19 protein-coding genes are annotated in these 17,100 nt (G+C 62.2%); 8 read left to right on the forward strand and 11 right to left on the reverse strand.

Annotated elements, in window-relative coordinates; translation table 11 throughout:
* Nucleotides 1–21: 21 nt before the first annotated feature.
* From ACQKEK_RS18155 to ACQKEK_RS18170, 4 genes are read left to right on the forward strand one after another with little or no spacing between them, the layout of a single operon-like run.
* Nucleotides 22–549, forward strand: a complete 528-nt coding sequence (locus ACQKEK_RS18155; protein ID WP_234463452.1) for a Fur family transcriptional regulator — start codon at nt 22–24, stop codon at nt 547–549.
* Nucleotides 546–1,316: a zinc ABC transporter ATP-binding protein ZnuC gene (znuC, locus tag ACQKEK_RS18160; RefSeq protein ID WP_499144051.1), complete on the forward strand. Its 771-nt coding sequence runs from the start codon at nt 546–548 to the stop codon at nt 1,314–1,316. Before ACQKEK_RS18155 ends, znuC begins: the two co-directional genes overlap by 4 nt.
* A 5-nt stretch (nt 1,317–1,321) precedes the next feature.
* Nucleotides 1,322–2,107, forward strand: a complete 786-nt coding sequence (gene znuB, locus ACQKEK_RS18165) for a zinc ABC transporter permease subunit ZnuB (protein ID WP_046163573.1) — start codon at nt 1,322–1,324, stop codon at nt 2,105–2,107.
* 4 nt (nt 2,108–2,111) lie between these two features.
* Entirely contained in the window at nt 2,112–2,615 is a 504-nt protein-coding gene (locus ACQKEK_RS18170) for a M48 family metallopeptidase (RefSeq protein ID WP_241509071.1), read from the forward strand.
* A gap of 69 nt (nt 2,616–2,684) precedes the next feature.
* On the opposite strand, the gene katE is transcribed toward ACQKEK_RS18170, so the two are convergent.
* Nucleotides 2,685–4,829, reverse strand: a complete 2,145-nt coding sequence (gene katE / locus ACQKEK_RS18175) for a catalase HPII (protein WP_499144050.1) — start codon at nt 4,827–4,829, stop codon at nt 2,685–2,687.
* A 259-nt stretch (nt 4,830–5,088) separates the two neighbouring features.
* Here katE and ACQKEK_RS18180 point away from each other — a divergent pair, with 259 nt between their 5' ends.
* From ACQKEK_RS18180 to ACQKEK_RS18190, 3 genes are read left to right on the forward strand one after another with little or no spacing between them, the layout of a single operon-like run.
* Nucleotides 5,089–6,108, forward strand: coding sequence for a methionine ABC transporter ATP-binding protein (locus ACQKEK_RS18180; protein WP_128119728.1), 1,020 nt, complete (start codon nt 5,089–5,091; stop codon nt 6,106–6,108).
* Nucleotides 6,108–6,785 carry a methionine ABC transporter permease gene (locus ACQKEK_RS18185; protein ID WP_045422780.1) on the forward strand — a complete coding sequence of 226 codons (678 nt, stop codon included), beginning with the start codon at nt 6,108–6,110 and terminating at the stop codon, nt 6,783–6,785. The genes ACQKEK_RS18180 and ACQKEK_RS18185 overlap by 1 nt, the downstream gene beginning before the upstream one ends.
* Before the next feature lie 43 nt (nt 6,786–6,828).
* Complete coding sequence (locus ACQKEK_RS18190) at nt 6,829–7,602, forward strand: MetQ/NlpA family ABC transporter substrate-binding protein (protein WP_499144049.1); 774 nt, start codon at nt 6,829–6,831, stop codon at nt 7,600–7,602.
* Nucleotides 7,603–7,736: 134 nt separating this feature from the next.
* Here ACQKEK_RS18190 and ACQKEK_RS18195 read toward each other — a convergent pair whose 3' ends face one another.
* From ACQKEK_RS18195 to ACQKEK_RS18215, 5 genes are read right to left on the reverse strand one after another with little or no spacing between them, the layout of a single operon-like run.
* A complete protein-coding gene (locus tag ACQKEK_RS18195; RefSeq protein ID WP_463308817.1) occupies nt 7,737–8,369 on the reverse strand; it encodes an SCO family protein in 633 nt (210 codons plus the stop codon).
* Nucleotides 8,370–8,389: 20 nt separating this feature from the next.
* Nucleotides 8,390–9,289: a heme o synthase gene (cyoE, locus tag ACQKEK_RS18200; protein ID WP_499144048.1), complete on the reverse strand. Its 900-nt coding sequence runs from the start codon at nt 9,287–9,289 to the stop codon at nt 8,390–8,392.
* Between the two features lie 11 nt (nt 9,290–9,300).
* Nucleotides 9,301–10,362 carry a COX15/CtaA family protein gene (locus ACQKEK_RS18205; protein WP_499144047.1) on the reverse strand — a complete coding sequence of 354 codons (1,062 nt, stop codon included), beginning with the start codon at nt 10,360–10,362 and terminating at the stop codon, nt 9,301–9,303.
* 57 nt (nt 10,363–10,419) lie between these two features.
* Nucleotides 10,420–11,001: a PA_0111/PP_0108 family redox-active disulfide protein gene (locus ACQKEK_RS18210; protein WP_499144095.1), complete on the reverse strand. Its 582-nt coding sequence runs from the start codon at nt 10,999–11,001 to the stop codon at nt 10,420–10,422.
* A gap of 5 nt (nt 11,002–11,006) precedes the next feature.
* On the reverse strand, nt 11,007–11,714 hold the full coding sequence (locus tag ACQKEK_RS18215) for an SURF1 family protein (protein ID WP_045422790.1): 708 nt from the start codon (nt 11,712–11,714) through the stop codon (nt 11,007–11,009).
* 82 nt (nt 11,715–11,796) lie between these two features.
* On the opposite strand from ACQKEK_RS18215, the gene ACQKEK_RS18220 reads away from it, so the two are divergent.
* Entirely contained in the window at nt 11,797–12,000 is a 204-nt protein-coding gene (locus ACQKEK_RS18220) for a twin transmembrane helix small protein (RefSeq protein WP_045422792.1), read from the forward strand.
* A 5-nt stretch (nt 12,001–12,005) separates the two neighbouring features.
* Here ACQKEK_RS18220 and ACQKEK_RS18225 read toward each other — a convergent pair whose 3' ends face one another.
* The 5 genes from ACQKEK_RS18225 to ACQKEK_RS18245 form a co-directional block, all read right to left on the reverse strand.
* The gene (locus tag ACQKEK_RS18225; RefSeq protein WP_128119736.1) at nt 12,006–12,905 is read right to left on the reverse strand and encodes a cytochrome c oxidase subunit 3; all 900 of its coding nucleotides are present in this window, start codon (nt 12,903–12,905) and stop codon (nt 12,006–12,008) included.
* Nucleotides 12,902–13,483 carry a cytochrome c oxidase assembly protein gene (locus tag ACQKEK_RS18230; protein WP_499144046.1) on the reverse strand — a complete coding sequence of 194 codons (582 nt, stop codon included), beginning with the start codon at nt 13,481–13,483 and terminating at the stop codon, nt 12,902–12,904. The genes ACQKEK_RS18225 and ACQKEK_RS18230 overlap by 4 nt, the downstream gene beginning before the upstream one ends.
* Nucleotides 13,484–13,762: 279 nt before the next feature.
* Nucleotides 13,763–15,391 carry a cytochrome c oxidase subunit I gene (gene ctaD / locus ACQKEK_RS18235; protein ID WP_128119738.1) on the reverse strand — a complete coding sequence of 543 codons (1,629 nt, stop codon included), beginning with the start codon at nt 15,389–15,391 and terminating at the stop codon, nt 13,763–13,765.
* A gap of 12 nt (nt 15,392–15,403) precedes the next feature.
* Nucleotides 15,404–16,537 carry a cytochrome c oxidase subunit II gene (gene coxB, locus ACQKEK_RS18240; protein WP_045422800.1) on the reverse strand — a complete coding sequence of 378 codons (1,134 nt, stop codon included), beginning with the start codon at nt 16,535–16,537 and terminating at the stop codon, nt 15,404–15,406.
* Nucleotides 16,538–16,744: 207 nt separating this feature from the next.
* On the reverse strand, nt 16,745–17,041 hold the full coding sequence (locus tag ACQKEK_RS18245) for a hypothetical protein (RefSeq protein ID WP_413818142.1): 297 nt from the start codon (nt 17,039–17,041) through the stop codon (nt 16,745–16,747).
* Between the last annotated feature and the right edge of the window lie 59 nt (nt 17,042–17,100).

Below are 17,100 nucleotides of genomic sequence, written 5' to 3' on the forward strand. Positions count from 1 at the left end.
GGCAACACTCGATTGAACTGAATGGGTAACATAATAACGTCTCTCAACCACATCGTCTCGCTCATGCCCAAGTCTCCGCTGGCCTGCACGCCCCACGACCACAACCACTGCGTCAGCCATGCACTGGCCGAAGCCGACCTCCTCTGCGAACGTTCCGGTGTGCGCCTGACCGCCCTGCGCAAACGCGTACTGGAGCTGGTCTGGCAGAGCCACAAGCCGCTCGGCGCCTATGACATCCTCGCCGAGCTGACGGCCCAGGATGGCCGCCGCGCCGCGCCGCCCACCGTTTACCGCGCGCTGGATTTCCTGCTTGAGAACGGGCTGGTGCACCGCATCGCCTCACTCAACGCATTCATTGGCTGCAATCACCCTGAACACCCGCACCAGGGCCAGTTCCTTATCTGCCGCAACTGCCACACCGCCATTGAGCTTGAGCGACCTGCCATCAGCGAGGCCATCAACCAGGCCGCGCACAGCGTCGGTTTCCAAGTCGAGGGCGAGACGGTCGAGGTCGTTGGTCTATGCGCCCCATGCAGGAACGCGGCATGAACGAAGCGTTGATCCGCCTGGACGATATTCATGTCCGCTTCGCTAACCAGGCGGTGCTCGAAGGCGCTCAGCTGCAGGTCCATCGGGGCGAGATCGTGACCCTGATCGGCCCCAATGGCGCCGGCAAGACCACTCTGGTGCGCGCCGTGCTCGGCCTGCTCAAGCCGGACAGCGGTACCGTCTGGCGCAAACCCAAGCTGCGCGTCGGCTACATGCCGCAGAAGCTTAACGTCGACCCGACCCTGCCCCTGTCCGTACTGCGCTTTCTGCGTCTGGTTCCGGGAGTGGACAGAGCCGCGGTGCTGTCGGCGCTTAACGAGGTGGGCGCCGAGCACGTGATCGACAGTCCGCTGCAATCGGTTTCCGGCGGCGAGATGCAACGGGTGCTACTGGCCCGGGCGCTGCTCCGTGAACCGGAGCTGCTGGTGCTGGACGAGCCGGTTCAAGGTGTCGATGTGGCCGGCCAGGCCGAGCTCTACCGGCTGATCGGGCGATTGCGCGAGCGCTACGGCTGCGGCGTGCTGATGGTGTCCCACGACCTGCATCTGGTGATGAGCGCCACGGATCAGGTGGTCTGCCTGAATCGCCACGTCTGTTGCTCCGGCCACCCGGAACAGGTCAGCGCTGACCCAGCGTTCGTCGAACTGTTCGGCCAGGACGCGCGCAGCCTGGCGGTCTATCACCATCAGCACGACCACAGCCACGACCTGCACGGCAGCGTGGTCACTGGCAAACCTCACGTCCACGGCCCGGATTGCAAGCACTGATCGACATGCCAGATTTTCTTCTCAATGCCCTGCTCGCCGGCCTCGCCCTGGCACTGGTCGCCGGCCCGCTTGGCTCCTTCGTGGTCTGGCGCCGCATGGCCTATTTTGGTGACACCCTCTCGCATTCCGCGCTGCTAGGCGTGGCGCTGGGTTTGATGCTGGAGGTCAACCTGACCCTGGCGGTCATCGTTTGCTGCGTACTACTGGCGGTGCTGCTGGTGACCTTGCAGCAGCGCCAGCCGCTGGCCTCGGACACCCTGCTGGGCATTCTCGCCCATAGCACGCTGTCGCTCGGACTGGTGTCGCTGAGCTTCATGCAGGACGTGCGCATCGACCTGATGGGTTATCTATTCGGCGATCTGCTGGCCGTCAGCCCGACCGATCTGGCCTGGATCGTCGGTGGCAGCGCCCTGGTGCTGCTGGCGCTCATCCCGCTATGGCGACCCTTACTAGCGGTTACCGTGCACGAGGAACTGGCCAAGGTAGAAGGCTTGCCGGTGGCAGCCATCCGCCTGGCCCTGATGTTGTTGATCGCGATGGTGATTGCCGTAGCGATGAAGATCGTCGGTGTGCTGCTGATCACCTCACTGCTGATCATTCCGGCCGCTGCCGCCCAGCGCCATGCACGCACGCCGGAGCAGATGGCCTTGGGTGCCAGCCTGCTGGGACTGCTGGCGGTCTGCTGCGGGCTTGCATTGTCCTGGTATCAGGACACGCCGGCCGGCCCGTCTATTGTCGTCTCGGCGGCCGCGATATTTCTGCTCAGCTTTGCCTGGCCGCGTAGGGCCTAACGCGATGACTGTTGCGCCGGCCATGCTCAAATACCTGCAGGGTTACCCTGAATCATTGCAGCAGCAGGTTCGCCAGATGATCGACGAGAAGCGTCTGGGCGACTACCTAGAGCGCCGCTACCCGCAACGTCATCAGGTACAAAGCGACAAGGCGCTGTACGGCTATGTGCAGCAGCTGCGCCAGAGCCATCTGAAAAGCGCGCCGAACATTGACAAGGTGCTCTACGACAACCGCCTCGACCTCACCCATCGCGCGCTGGGCCTGCACACCGCCGTTTCACGTGTGCAAGGCGGCAAGCTGAAGGCGAAGAAGGAGATCCGCGTCGCTGCGCTGTTCAAGGAAGCGGCGCCGGAATTCCTGCAGATGATCGTCGTGCATGAGCTGGCGCACCTGCGCGAGAGCGATCACAACCGCGCCTTCTACAAGCTCTGCGAACACATGATGCCGGGTTACGCGCAGACCGAATTTGACTTGCGCTGCTACCTGCACTGGCGCGAGCTGAGCTGACACGCAGCCCTCCAGGCATAAAAAAGGCGGCTCGGAATAACCGAACCGCCTCTGGACATGCCGCTACGATCAGGCCGGAACCTGCTCCGCAGCCGCCTCGCGCGCCCAGATACGATGCTGCGCCAGGGCCTGGGCGAACGCCGTGAATACCCTAGCCACATCACCGTCATCACCGGTCACCAGACCGGCATCCTCCGGCAGGTTGAGCGCAGTGAGCAACTGCCGCGCCTCGCCCAGTACCGCGATGGGCTTGAGGTGCTTGTAGGCCTCGAGCAGGTAGTGCTTAGCCACGCCATTCTTGGCCATGGCCTGCACGCTCTGCGCGCCACCCGGGACGAAGACCGCGTCGAAGGCGATCGAGGGCATGCCATCCATCGCCGCATCAGGCGTGAGCATCGTGCCGTCTGCCGCCTTGACCGGAGCCGGTGACGGACCGATCAGTTTGGCGATTGCACCCTCGTCTGCCAGCTTCTGCTTGAAAGCCTCGATAGCCTTACCGTCCACACCGTTGGCGATAAGGATGGCCACTTTGCGCGACTTGATGTTGCCGGATAGGTGATTCATCAGGCTCAGCGCAGGTGAGCTGGCCGGGTTCGGCTGCTTGAGGCTGATGGTCGGCGCGGTCGGCGGCGTGACGCCGATGTTTTCAGCGACCCGGCGAGCCAGTTCCAGATCGATATTGGCCAGAATCTCGTTGACCTGACGCTCGCGGATGAAGACGCGCTCGACCTTGCCCAACTCGAAGCTATAGGCGCCGATGATGTGCTCCTTCTCCGGGGCGCTCATGCTGTTCCAGAACAAGGTCGCCTGGGAGAAGTGATCGCCGAACGAAGGGCTGCGCACCCGTACCTTGTGCCCTTCCATGCGCTCCGGATAGCTCTCGAACCCGCCACCGCTGGCTGCTGGCGGGGTTTCTTTCGGCCAGCCGCCGTCGATGGAGTTGGGCTCGTAGTTGGCGCGGCCCTTGTTGATCGTCTGCCGGTGAAACGCATCGCGCTGGTTGTTGTGCACCGGCGCAATCGAGCGGTTGATCGGGATCTCGTGGAAGTTCGGCCCGCCCAGACGCAGCAATTGGGTATCGGTGTAGGAAAACAGCCGGCCCTGCAGCAGCGGATCGTTGGTGAAATCGATGCCGGGCACGATGTGGCCGATGTGGAAGGCGGCCTGCTCGGTTTCGGCGAAGAAGTTGTCCGGGTTGCGGTTGAGGGTCATCTTGCCGAGCTTTTGCACGGGCACCAGCTCTTCCGGAATGATCTTGGTCGGGTCGAGCAGGTCGAAATCGAACTTGTGCTCGTCGGCCTCTTCCACCACCTGTACACCCAGTTCCCACTCGAAATAGTCGCCCATCTCGATGGATTCCCAAAGATCGCGGCGGTTGAAGTCCGGGTCCTTGCCGGCGAGCTTTAGCGTCTCGTCCCAGACCAGCGAGAAGGCGCCAGCTACAGGCTTCCAATGGAATTTGACGAAGCGGCTAGTACCCTCGGCATTGATCAGGCGGAAGGTGTGCACGCCGAACCCTTCCATGGCACGCAGGCTACGCGGGATGCCGCGGTCGGACATGGCCCAGATGACCATATGCGCCGACTCGGGGGTCAGTGAAACGAAGTCCCAGAAGCTGTCATGGGCCGACTGGCCCTGTGGGATCTCATTGTGCGGCTCGGGTTTGACCGCATGCACGAAGTCGGGAAACTTGATCGCATCCTGAATGAAGAACACCGGCATGTTGTTGCCGACCAGGTCGAAGATGCCTTCGTCGGTATAAAACTTGGTGGCGAAACCGCGCACGTCACGCACGGTATCGGCCGAGCCGCGCGAGCCCTGCACGGTGGAAAAGCGCACGAACACCGGGGTTTCCTTGCCCTTGCCGGCAAGGAACGAAGCCTTGGTCAGCGTGCTGTGGTCGTCATAGCTGACAAACACACCATGGGCCGCCGAGCCGCGGGCGTGCACGATGCGCTCGGGGATGCGCTCGTGGTCGAAGTGGGTCAGCTTCTCGCGCATGATGAAGTCTTCGAGCAGCGAGGGTCCCCGTTCGCCTGCCCTCAGCGTGTTCTGGTTATCAGCGATCTTGACGCCCTGGTTGGTGGTCAACGCTTCACCGGTGGCGTCGCTGCGTGCGCCCTCGAGCTGGTCGAGCTTGGCGTTGTGGTTCTTGCGGTCAACGGTGTCGGTACCGGCAACTTCGCTGTGTTTTGGATCTTTGTTGTCCGTCATCTTGGGCCTCGGTTGTGCGTATGTGCCTAACCGCGAAGGGACCTGACCGATCTGGGCCGGATGCATCAATTCACGGCATACCGGTTAGTGACCCTATAAAGCCTCTCAAGGTTGCGCCTTACGTCGATTAGCTCCCGCTATCGCACCGATGGCTTACCTCAATCGCGGCAGTTCGCTACGCCCAGGTGCTGCAAACGCGTAGAATGCACGCCTTTCGCCACCATCCAGGCACATACGACCGCACCCACAAGGTTCGCCCGTGATCGAATTTCAGCAAGTCCACAAAACCTATCGGGTTGCCGGCCGGGGCACTGCTCGAGAAGTGCCTGCGCTCAAGCCGACCGAACTCACCATCGGTGCAGGCGAAGTGTTCGGCCTGATTGGCCATTCCGGTGCAGGCAAGAGCACCTTGCTGCGCCTGATCAACCGTCTGGAAGAACCATCCGGTGGCCGCATCCTGGTTAACGGAGAAGACGTTACGGCGCTCGACGCCAACGGCCTGCGCCGCTTCCGTCAGCGGGTCGGGATGATCTTCCAGCACTTCAACCTGCTGATGTCCAAGACCGTGGCCGATAACGTCGCCATGCCGCTGCGCCTAGCCGGTAACCACTCACGCAGCGAGATCGACAGCCGGGTCGCCGCCCTGCTCGAACGCGTCGGGCTGAAAGATCAGGCGCGCAAGTACCCGGCGCAGTTGTCGGGCGGCCAGAAACAGCGCGTCGGTATCGCCCGCGCGCTGGCGACCGAGCCGGACATTCTGCTCTGCGACGAAGCCACCAGTGCTCTCGACCCGCAGACCACTGCCTCGGTGCTACAGCTGCTCGCCGAGATCAATGCCGAGCTGAGATTGACCATCGTGTTGATTACTCACGAGATGGATGTGATCCGCCGTGTCTGTGACCGCGTCGCGGTGATGGATGGCGGTGAGATTGTCGAACAGGGACCGGTCACCGAGGTATTCCTGCACCCGAAGCATCCGACCACGCAACGATTCGTCCTTGAAGACGAAGCGGTCGACGAAGGCGAGCAGCACGATGATTTTGCCCATGTCCCCGGCCGGATTCTGCGCCTGACCTTCCAGGGTGAAGCCACCTACAAGCCGCTGCTCGGCACCGTCGCCCGGGAGACCGGTGTGGATTTCAGCATCCTCTCGGGACGCATCGACCGCATCAAGGACACCCCCTACGGCCAGCTGACCCTGGCGCTGGTAGGGGGCGACATGGGTGCTGCCCTGGCCCAGCTGGATGCCGCCGATGTTCACGTGGAGGTACTGCGCTGATGGACGCCTTGTTTAGCTCTTTGTTGGGGAATGTCGACTGGTACGAAATCTGGCTGGCAACCTTGGACACCCTGCTGATGCTCGGCGGGTCGCTGCTGTTCACCATAATCCTCGGCCTGCCGCTGGGCGTGCTGCTATTCCTCACCGGCCCGCGCCAACTATTCGAGAACGGCCCGCTGTACGGCTTTCTGTCCTTCGTGGTGAACGTGCTGCGCTCATTGCCGTTCATCATCCTGCTGATCGTGATGATTCCGTTCACAGTGCTGGTCACTGGCACCTCGTTGGGCGTGGCGGGGGCGATTCCACCACTGGTGGTGGGTGCCGCGCCGTTCTTTGCGCGACTGGTGGAAACGGCTTTGCGCGAAGTCGACCGGGGCATCATCGAGGCCACCCAGGCGATGGGTGCCACCACCCGGCAAATCATCTTCAATGCGCTGCTGCCCGAGGCTCGCCCAGGCATTATTGCTGCCGTAACCGTCACCGCCATCACCTTGGTGTCCTACACCGCCATGGCTGGCGTGGTGGGTGCGGGCGGGCTCGGCGATCTGGCCATCCGCTTCGGTTATCAACGCTTCCAGACCGACGTCATGGTCGTCACCGTGGTGCTGCTGCTGGTCCTGGTCCAGGTACTGCAGAGCGTCGGTGACAAGTTGGTAACGCATTTTTCAAGAAAATAACTGCCTAACCGGCACCGATACAGGAACCCACAAGGAGCCCTCCATGAAAAAACTGCTTGCCGCCTTTGCCGCTATCGCGGCTTTCTCCGCCCAAGCCGCCGACGAACTGAACGTCGCTGCCACGGCTGTTCCACACGCGGAAATCCTCGAATTCGTCAAACCCCAGTTGGCCGAACAGGGCGTCGATCTGAAGGTGAAAGTCTTCACCGACTACGTGCAGCCGAACATCCAAGTGTCCGAGAAACGCCTGGACGCCAACTTCTTCCAGCACCAGCCGTACCTGGATGAGTTCAACAAGGGCAAGGGCACCGAACTGGTCAGCGTTGCTGGCGTGCACATCGAGCCCTTCGGCGCCTACTCGAGCAAACACAAGTCGCTGGACGAGCTGCCCAATGGCGCAACCGTGGTGATCCCCAACGACGCGACCAATGGCGGCCGCGCCCTGCTGCTGCTGCAGAAGGCCGATGTGATCACGCTGAAGGACGGCGCCGGCATCACCGCCACGCCGAAGGACATCGCCGAAAACCCGAAGAACATCAAGATTCGTGAGCTGGAAGCCGCCACCCTGCCACGGGTGCTGACCCAGGTCGACCTGGCGCTGATCAACACGAATTACGCCCTGGAAGCCAAGCTGAACCCCACCGAAGACGCCCTGTTCATCGAAGGCAACGACTCGCCGTACGTGAACATCCTGGTCGCCCGTCCGGACAACAAGGACAGCGCCGCCATGCAGAAGCTGATTGAAGCGCTGCACAGCGAAGAGGTGAAGCAGTTCATCAATGAGAAGTACAAGGGCGCCGTCGTACCGGCGTTCTAAGCGCGACGGCAGGAGGAGCGGCGCACAGCGCTGCCCCTTTGCACTTGAGACAGGCCCGCCACGTGCGGGCCTTCTTGTTTCTAGCAACGGCAAATCAGGGTGGTGTTTAACCGCTCCTGAGCCGAGGTTAACCGTTACTCCAGTGCAAGCACGGCCGGCAGCTGCTCAGCCAGCTTCTCGGTACGCAGCGGCCCGCGGACGAAACCGCGCAGACGGCCGTCGGGGCCGATCAGGGCGAGGTTGCCGCCGTGGTCGACGGTGTAGTCCTCTTTCGAGGTATCGGCAGGGATGAAGGGTACGCCGACGGCATTGGCGAGTTCCTGGATGTCGTCCAGCGAGCCGGTCAGGCCGATGAAGCCGGCACCAAAGTATTCCAGGTACTTCTTCAGCTGTTCCGGCGTGTCTCGCTCGGGATCGACGCTGACCAGAACCGGTTGCATCCGCTGTTTCGCGTCTTCCGGCAGTTTAGTGCGCAGCTGCCGCAGTTCCGCGAGCGTCGCGGGGCAGATGTCCGGGCAGAAGGTGTAGCCGAAAAACAGCAGGTTCCAACGTCCCTCCAGCTGCTCCATGGATACCGGCTCGCCGTCCTGGTTGGTCAGCGTCAGGTTGGGCACATCGCGGCCCTGAGGCAGCATGACGATGCCGGCGTCGAGCAGGTCGGCGGTATCGAGTTGCTGCTCGGTGTTGAGCACCTTGTAGACCGTCAGGCCGATGACCAGCGCAACCAGCGCCACTAGAACAATTACGGTTTTCTGGATGCGTGTCATGAAGGTCCTTGGCGGCCGGCTTAGAAGGTCAGCGGCAGATAATGATCAACCAGCAAGGCGATGAACAGCGCAAACAGGTACCAGATGCTGAATCTGAAGGTCTTGATGGCGGCATGGGGGCGGCTGTCGCGATAGAGCACCACGGCCCAGAACAGGAAGCGCGCGCCTAGCAGTACGGCCGCGACCAGGTACAGCGGGCCGCTCATGTGAATGGCAAAAGGCATGACACTCACGGCCAGGAGCATCGCGGTGTACAGGAGGATGTGCACTTTGGTGTAGTGCTCGCCATGGGTCACCGGCAGCATCGGCACGTTGACCTTGGCGTACTCGTCCTTGCGATGAATCGCCAGCGCCCAGAAGTGCGGCGGTGTCCAGGCAAAGATGATCAGGACCAGCAGCAGCGGTTCGGCCGTCACCTGACCAGTCACCGCGACCCAGCCAAGCAGCGGCGGCGCGGCGCCGGCCAAGCCGCCGATGACGATGTTCTGCGGCGTGGCGCGCTTGAGAAAACCGGTATAGATCACCGCGTAGCCGATCAGCGAGGCCAGGGTCAGCCAGGCGGCCAGTGCATTGGTAAAGGTCAATAGCAGGGCCATTCCGGCGACGCTGAGCACCAGGGCGAACAGCAACGCAGCGGCTGGCGCGACCCGCCCTTGTGCCAGCGGCCGTTTGTGGGTGCGCGCCATTTCCAGGTCGATGCGGCGGTCCACCACATGATTGATCGCCGCCGCGCCACCGGCACAGAGGGCGATGCCGAGGTTGCCGAACAACAGAACGGTCCAGGGCACACCGGAGCGCGTCGCGAGAAACATGCCCACTAATGAGGTGATGAGCATCAGGACCACTACCTTTGGTTTGGTCAGCTCCAGATAGTCGCGCCAGATGGCCTGGGCGCCGCGTTCGCTGATAAGAGTGGCCATGGGAGTTCTCCTTATGCGCGAGGCAGGTCGAGCCTGCTCGTCGTGTTCGAATTCAGGCGCGACTGAGGCGCCGCTGCGGTGGCAACTGTCGGGTGTAGACGCATGCGATGGTTGATCAGCACGGTCACCAGGAGCAGCAGCGCGCCGCCGCCGTTATGGGCAACCGCAACGGCCAGCGGGAGATTGAGCAGCACGTTGCTGATGCCCAGCCCGATTTGCAGGGCCAGGGCGGCGACAAGTAGCCCGGCCAGACGCGGCAGGCCGTGGCGCCAGAGCTGCCAGGCAAGCGCCAGCAGAATCAGCGTCACCGTGAGCGCACCGAGTCGGTGTGTCAGGTGGATGGCGGTACGCGCCTCGCCATAAAGCATGCCGCCGAGATAGTTCGGGCCAATATCGTGATGGGTCATGTTGAAGGCGTTGGCGAAATCCATCTCCGGCCACCACTGGCCGTGACAGGTAGGGAAATCCGTGCAAGCCACCGCCGCATAGTTACTGCTGACCCAGCCGCCGAGGGCCACTTGGATGATCACCGCGAGCATGCCGATCAACGCAAAGGTTCTGAGCCTGCCCGGCACACTCGGCATCGCCGGCTGCCGGCCGGAAAGGCGCAGCGTCAGCAGGAACAGCAGGCTCAGGGTAGTGAAGCCGCCCAACAGATGCGCCGTGACCACCTGCGGCCAGAGTTGCAGGGTGACGGTCCACATGCCGAATGCGGCCTGAGCGATAACAACAGCGAGCAGCAGCAAGGGAAGTTTGAGCGGCTGTCCCGGCGCGGCGCGGCGGCGTAGCGCCTGCACTGCGAGCCCAAGGATGACCAGCCCCAGCGCACCGGCGAAATAACGGTGCACCATCTCGTTCCAGCCCTTATGTACCTCCAGCGGGGCATCCGGGAAGCGCATCGCGGCCAGGCTTTGCTTGTCTTCGCTCATGGGCACGCTGAGAAACCCGTAGCAACCGGGCCAGTCCGGGCAGCCCAAGCCGGCATGGGTCAGCCGTGTATAGGCGCCGAGCAGCACCACCACTACAGCCAATAGCGTGGCGACAAGGGCGAGGCGGTAGCCGGGTTTTGCCATCTGGTTCTCCTTGAGCGACCTCTTTGGGACTCCAGCGAGGCGGCCGAGTGCCTTGGATCAACCGATCTGGGAAATTTTCAGCAGGTACTTGAGGTCGTCGAGGATCGCCTTGCCATTGGCTTTGCTGTCATAGCGCAGCACCAGATTGCCGTGCGGGTCGACAATCCACAGCTGTGCGCCATCCGGTAGATCAGGATTTGTGCCGTATACGTTGGGATCCAGGGAGTAGCGTTGCAGCTGTGGATACTCGCGCTGCAAACGCTGGGCGTAATCGGCCGCTAGAGGCTGAGCACTGGCGATGGCGTGGCTGGCCCGACCGGCTTCGCGGGCCAGGCCGATGTTGATTTGCCGCGCCAGATAGACCAGCTGCTGGCAGTCTTCGGCGCAGCCATCCGGCGCCGTAACCAGCAGTTCCCAGCGCGGCTCGGCGGCGACCGGCGCGTTGATACCCAGGGCGTCGCGGCCTTGCCCAGTAGCGACCAGGGCGCCGTCATAGGTGCGGGTTTCAGGCACCCAGAAACCGAAGCGGTACATCGCGCTTGCCAGCAGCATGGGGCCAATCACAACGGCGAAGATCAGCAGCAGTTGCAAACGCCCCCGGCGCCGTTGCGCTGGTGCAGGCTTGTAGGTCGGATTCATCGCGGTCACTGCTTGCTCCCCCGTGCCTGATGCACGCCGAAGTAGATGAACAACGCCAGCAATGCCGCTGCCAGCGCAAACCATTGCACTGCATAGCCGACGTGCTGCTGCGGCTGCATGAAGGTCACCGGCCAATCGGCGCGATACGCTGCCGGGCCCGGTTCCAGCCGCAGCTGGTATTTGATGCCGTCACGGTCGAGCAACTGCCAGATGTCCTCGACCTCGACGTGGTTGATCAGCCGCGGCCAGCCTTCGGCCATGCGTCGGTTGAGAATGAACGGCTCGCCTGACGGCGCGTACACCCACGCGGACAGCTTCAGCGGACGATCCGGGGTGTCGAATTTCGGTGGGATGCGCCGGTCCGGCCAGGGCAGCCAGCCGCGGTTGACCAGCACCCAACGGCCGCTGGGCTGATCCTGAAACGGCTGCAACAGTTCGACGCCGACTCGGCCGTCGCGGGTGCGGCTATCCAGCAGGAAGCTGTGCTCCGCGTCGAAGCTGCCCTGCAAGTTAATGCGCGCGTAGGCGGGGTCCTGGAGAGTTTCGATCTGCTCCGGCCCCAATGGCGCTGCGGCTTCGCGTGCCTCCTGACGCGCCAGCATGTCGCGCTTCTGGTCGGCGCGTTCCAGCTGCCAGAAACCCAGCCAGACCAGAAATGGCAACAGGCACAGCACCACAAGTGTAGGTATGACGCCCGGCTTGAAGCCGCTCATACCCGGCCCCGCGGCGTATTGATCCGGCTGGCTATACTGCACCCCCACTTACCCCCAGTCACCTGTCACGGCGGACCCGCTCATGCTCAAGGCGGCGATTGTTCTGTTATTAGTAGCCACACTGGTCAGTCTGTTCAGTGGTCTGTTCTTTCTCGTCAAGGATGAGGGCCGCACATCACGTGTGCTCACGGCCCTCTTCGTTCGTGTCTCCCTCACCGCAATGACTGTCGCCCTGATCGCATGGGGCTTTTATAGCGGGCAGTTGCAGCCCGGTTTTGGCGCCTGATCGCGCTAGATCACGTAAACGAAGACGAACAGGCCAATCCACACCACATCCACGAAATGCCAGTACCAGGCTGCAGCCTCGAAACCGAAATGCTGCTCAGGTGTGAAATGGCCACGAAAGCTGCGCACCAGCATGACCGTCAGGATGATCGCGCCCATGGTCACGTGGGCGCCATGGAAGCCCGTGAGCATGAAGAAGGTTGCGCCGTAGATGCCCGAGCCCAGCGTCAGTCCAAGCTCGGTATAGGCGTGGATGTACTCCTCGATCTGCAGGACCAGGAAGGCCGCACCCAGCAGCACGGTCAGGCCCAGCCCAAGCTTGAGCTGCTTGCGGTTGCCCTTGCGCAGGGCGTGATGAGCCCATGTCAGGGTGAAGCTGGACGTCACCAGCAGGATGGTGTTGATCAGCGGCAGCCCCCAGGGGCTGATGGTGCCGGACGGCGCGGGGTAGAACCTCGGGTCCGGGTTGTTCAGCAGCGGCCAGCTGTACTCGAAGTTCGGCCAGAGCATGGCGCTGACGCCCTTGTCACCGTCACCGTCGAGCCAGGGGCCGACCCAGTAGCGGATGTAGAACAGCACGCCAAAGAAGGCGAGAAAGAACATCACCTCGGAAAAGATGAACCAGCTCATTCCCCAGCGGAACGAGCGATCCATCTGCGGGCTGTACAGGCCGGCGCGGCCTTCTCGCACTACCGCGCCGAACCAGCCGAACATCATGTAAGCGATCAACAGCGCGCCGACGAAAAAGATCACCGGCCCGCTGATCTCGTCGCGACCGGCCTTGAGGTCATTGAACCAGCTGCCCAGGCCAAACACCGTGGTCAGCAGCGCCACGGTCCCGACGATTGGCCATTTGCTCTGGGCGGGGACGTAATAATTCTCGTGCGTGGTGGTCTGTTGGCTCATTGCAGACTCTCCTTGGCCACCACCAAAGACGCCTGGGAAAGAACGGCGACGGGAGGTTGGCGAGACGTGATGTCGAACAGGGTGTAAGCGAGCGTCAGGTGACGCACATCCGCAGGCAGATCACGGTCGACGATGAAACGCACCGGCATTTCGATGCGCTCACCGGGTTGCAGCACTTGCTGGGTAAAGCAGAAGCATTCGGTCTTGTGAAAAAATGCCGCGGCCTTGGACGGCGACACGCTGGGCACCGCCTGGGCAGTCATCGGTTTGTCCGTCGGGTTGTAGGCGATGAAGCGCATTTCACGGCTGGAGCCGGGATGAACGCTCAGCTGGTCAGCCACCGGCTTGAATTCCCAGACCATCCCTGACGCATTGGTGGCCAGGAATTGAACCCGCACCTCGCGGTCTTCATCCACTGCCTGCACCCCTTGGTAGGCCCCCGCCGTCTTGCCGTTGATGCCGAACGCCTTGCACATGACGTCGTAGATCGGCACCAGGGCGAAGCCGAAGGCGAACATCGCTACGACCACCAGCAGCAGGCGTCGAACCAGACGGGGTATGGGCAAGGAATCGCTCATCGCACGCTCCTCGCACAGTGTTTTTCGACACGCGCCGGGTGTAGCTCACTTTGATTGCAACCACTCCGGTGGGCTGAAGCCCACCCTACCGGGTCGCTATGGCGTGCTGAAGCGGAGCGCTGACCGGCCCCTCCAGGTTCCTGGTAATGCCAGGCGCCATGTAGGGTGGGCTTCAGCCCACCAACGGCACTACCTACCACGCGTCCGATAGCCACGGCGCAGCCCGTCGAGGCCACCCGAAGCCCAGCCTCCGGCCTCCAGCCTTTAGCGGCTTGTGCCCTAATCATGCTTGGGGCCCGTCCGATGCTCGTGCAGCTCTTCTACCGAAGGCGGCACGCTGAAGGTGTGGTACGGCGCCGGTGACGGCACGCTCCACTCCAGCCCCTCGGCGCCATCCCAGGGCTTGGCTGCGGCAGCCGGGCCGCCGCGGATGCACTTGATGACGATGAACAGGAACAGCAGTTGGGTTGCGCCGAACATGAACGCGCCGATGCTCGAAACCATGTTGAAGTTGGCGAACATCATGTTGTAGTCCGGGATCCGCCGCGGCATGCCAGCTAGCCCAACGAAGTGCATCGGGAAGAACGCCAGGTTCATGCCGATGAAGCTCATCCAGAAATGCAGCTTGGCCAGGGTCTCGTCGTACATGTGCCCGGTCCACTTAGGCAACCAGTAGTAGGCCGAAGCGAAGATGCCGAAGATCGCACCGGGCACCAGCACGTAGTGGAAGTGCGCCACCACGAAGTAGGTGTCGTGATATTGGAAGTCCGCCGGGGCGATGGCCAGCATCAGCCCGGAGAAGCCGCCAATGGTGAACAGGATGACGAAGGCCACCGCAAACAGCATCGGCGCCTCGAAGGTCAGTGAGCCTCGCCACATGGTCGCCACCCAGTTAAACACCTTCACGCCAGTGGGCACCGCGATCAGCATGGTCGCGTACATGAAGAACAGCTCGCCGGTCAGCGGGATGCCAACGGTAAACATGTGGTGCGACCAGACGATGAACGAGAGGAAGGCGATCGCCGCTGTGGCATAGACCATCGAGGTGTAGCCGAACAACGGCTTGCGCGAAAACGCCGGGATGATCGAGCTGACCGCGCCGAATGCCGGCAGGATCATGATGTACACCTCGGGATGGCCGAAGAACCAGAACACGTGCTGGAACAGCACCGGATCACCACCGCCGGCGGCGCTGAAGAAGCTGGTTCCGAAGTGGATGTCCATCAGCATCATCGTTACCACGCCCGCCAGCACCGGCATTACCGCAATCAGCAAGAAGGCGGTAATAAGCCATGTCCAGACGAACAGCGGCATCTTCATCAGCGTCATGCCCGGTGCACGCAGGTTGAGGATGGTCGCGACAACGTTGATCGCCCCCATGATCGAACTGATGCCCATCAGGTGAATGGCAAAGATGAAAAAGGTCACCGACTCAGGCGCATAGGTGGTCGAAAGCGGCGCATAGAAGGTCCAGCCGAAGTTCGGCCCGCCGCCCTCCATGAACAGGGTCGAAACCAGCAACCCGAACGCGGCGGGCAACAGCCAGAAACTGAAGTTGTTCATCCGCGGCAGGGCCATGTCCGGCGCGCCGATCATCAGCGGGATCATCCAGTTGGCCAGGCCGACGAAGGCCGGCATCACCGCGCCGAAGACCATGATCAGGCCGTGCATGGTGGTCATCTGGTTAAAGAATTCCGGCTGCACGATCTGCAAGCCCGGCTGGAACAGTTCGGCGCGGATGACCATCGCCATCGAGCCGCCCAGCAGGAAGGCGCAGAAGCTGAACCACAGGTACATCGAGCCGATGTCCTTATGATTGGTGGTCAGCAGCCAGCGTGAGAGCCCCTTGGCCGGGCCGTGGTGATGGTCATGCCCGGCATGACCATGATCGTCGATCACTGCACTCATCGCCTGATCCTCTTACTGGGTGGCTTCTTCGGCCTGTTTGAAGACGAGCACGTCTTTCGGCGTGACCATGTCACCCGTATCGTTGCCCCACGCGTGACGCTCGTAGGTCACCACTGCGGCGATGTCGACTTCCGACAGCTGCGGGCCGAAGGCCGGCATCGAGGTACCCGGTGAGCCTTTCACAACGATGCTGATGTGGTTTTCCGCATCACCTGTGGCGATGGGCGAGCCCTTGAGTGCCGGGAACATCGGCGGCAGCCCTTCGCCTGAAGCCTGGTGACAGGCGGCACAGTTGGTCTGGTAGACCTTCTCGCCACGAGCGGTCAGCTCTTCGAGCGTCCACTCCTTGCTGGTGAGTTCGGCGAGCTTGGCAGCTTCGGCCTTCTTCTCGCCGAGCCAAGTGGCGTAGTCCTCCTGGGATTTAACCTCCACCACCACCGGCATGAAGCCGTGGTCCTTGCCGCACAGCTCGGTGCACTGGCCCCGGTAGATGCCAGGCTGGTCGACTCGGGTCCAGGACTCGTTGATGAAACCCGGAATGGCATCCTTCTTCACCGCCAGATCTGGCACCCACCAGGAATGGATGACGTCTGCCGCAGTAATCAGGAAGCGCACCTTGGCGCCGACTGGAATCACCAGCGGCTCGTCCACTTCCAGCAGGTAGTGCTCGCCCTTGGGCGCCAAGTTGTTGATCTGTTCACGCGGGGTGGTGAGGTTGCTGAAGAACTCGACGTCTTCCCCCAGGTACTTGTAGTGCCACTTCCACTGATAGCCGGTGATCTGGATATCCACGTCCGATTCGCTGGAGTCGTAGATGTGGATCAGCGTGCGGGTCGCCGGTACCGCCATGGCGACGAGGATCAGCAACGGAATGATGGTCCAGAGCACCTCGACCTTGGTGTTTTCGTGGAAGTGCGCCGATTGCAGCCGCTTGGAGCGGCGGTGGGCGAACATCGACCAGAACATCACCGCGAACACCAGCACGCCGATGATCACGCAGATCCAGAAGATGGTCATGTGCAGATCGAAAACGGAACGACTGACGTCTGTGGCACCGGAACGCATATTCAAGTCCCAGGCCCCGTGGGCCTGACCGAATAGCGAACACAATCCAATCCCCATCCAGGCTCGTGGATGTCGCGACATTGCGGGTTCCCCTTATGGTTCTTGTTATCCCGCCGACCGCCTGTCCGGCTGCAGAGCAGCGCAAAACGCTCGCTACGACAGCCTGACCACGCTCCGATCTGGCTCCCCCCAATTCCTGGTTGCCAGTCCTCGCTTTGCACGCGCAGTCGGATTCAATCGGTACGCTTACGATCGGAGTATAGACAGCGAACCCGGACTGGCAATTAATCAGGTGCCTGGGCTTGCCTCGGCCTGTGCGGCGTCGTGGTCGTTCTTCTTCACGCCTCGAATGTTCATCAGCGCCAGACACACCTGCAGCGTGATCAACGCCCAGGCCTCGGCATACCAGCCCCAGATGACCCAGAGCAGGTTGCTGAGCAGGAAGCACCAGAACCCCACCGTTCGCCGTTGCGGTTTGAGCGAGCCGATCAGCCACGCTGCCAACACCGTGACCACCATTGCCGGCCATTGCAGAAGATCGATCCAGTCCACCTTGCCTCCAGACGCGAATGCGCGCCGGACCATACCGGCGCCGCAGCGATATCTGGATTGGTGCGCTGAGCGCTTCGTATAGTTCCGGTGAA

The organism is Pseudomonas sp. NPDC077408 (assembly GCF_050269105.1).
Lineage (GTDB): Bacteria > Pseudomonadota > Gammaproteobacteria > Pseudomonadales > Pseudomonadaceae > Stutzerimonas.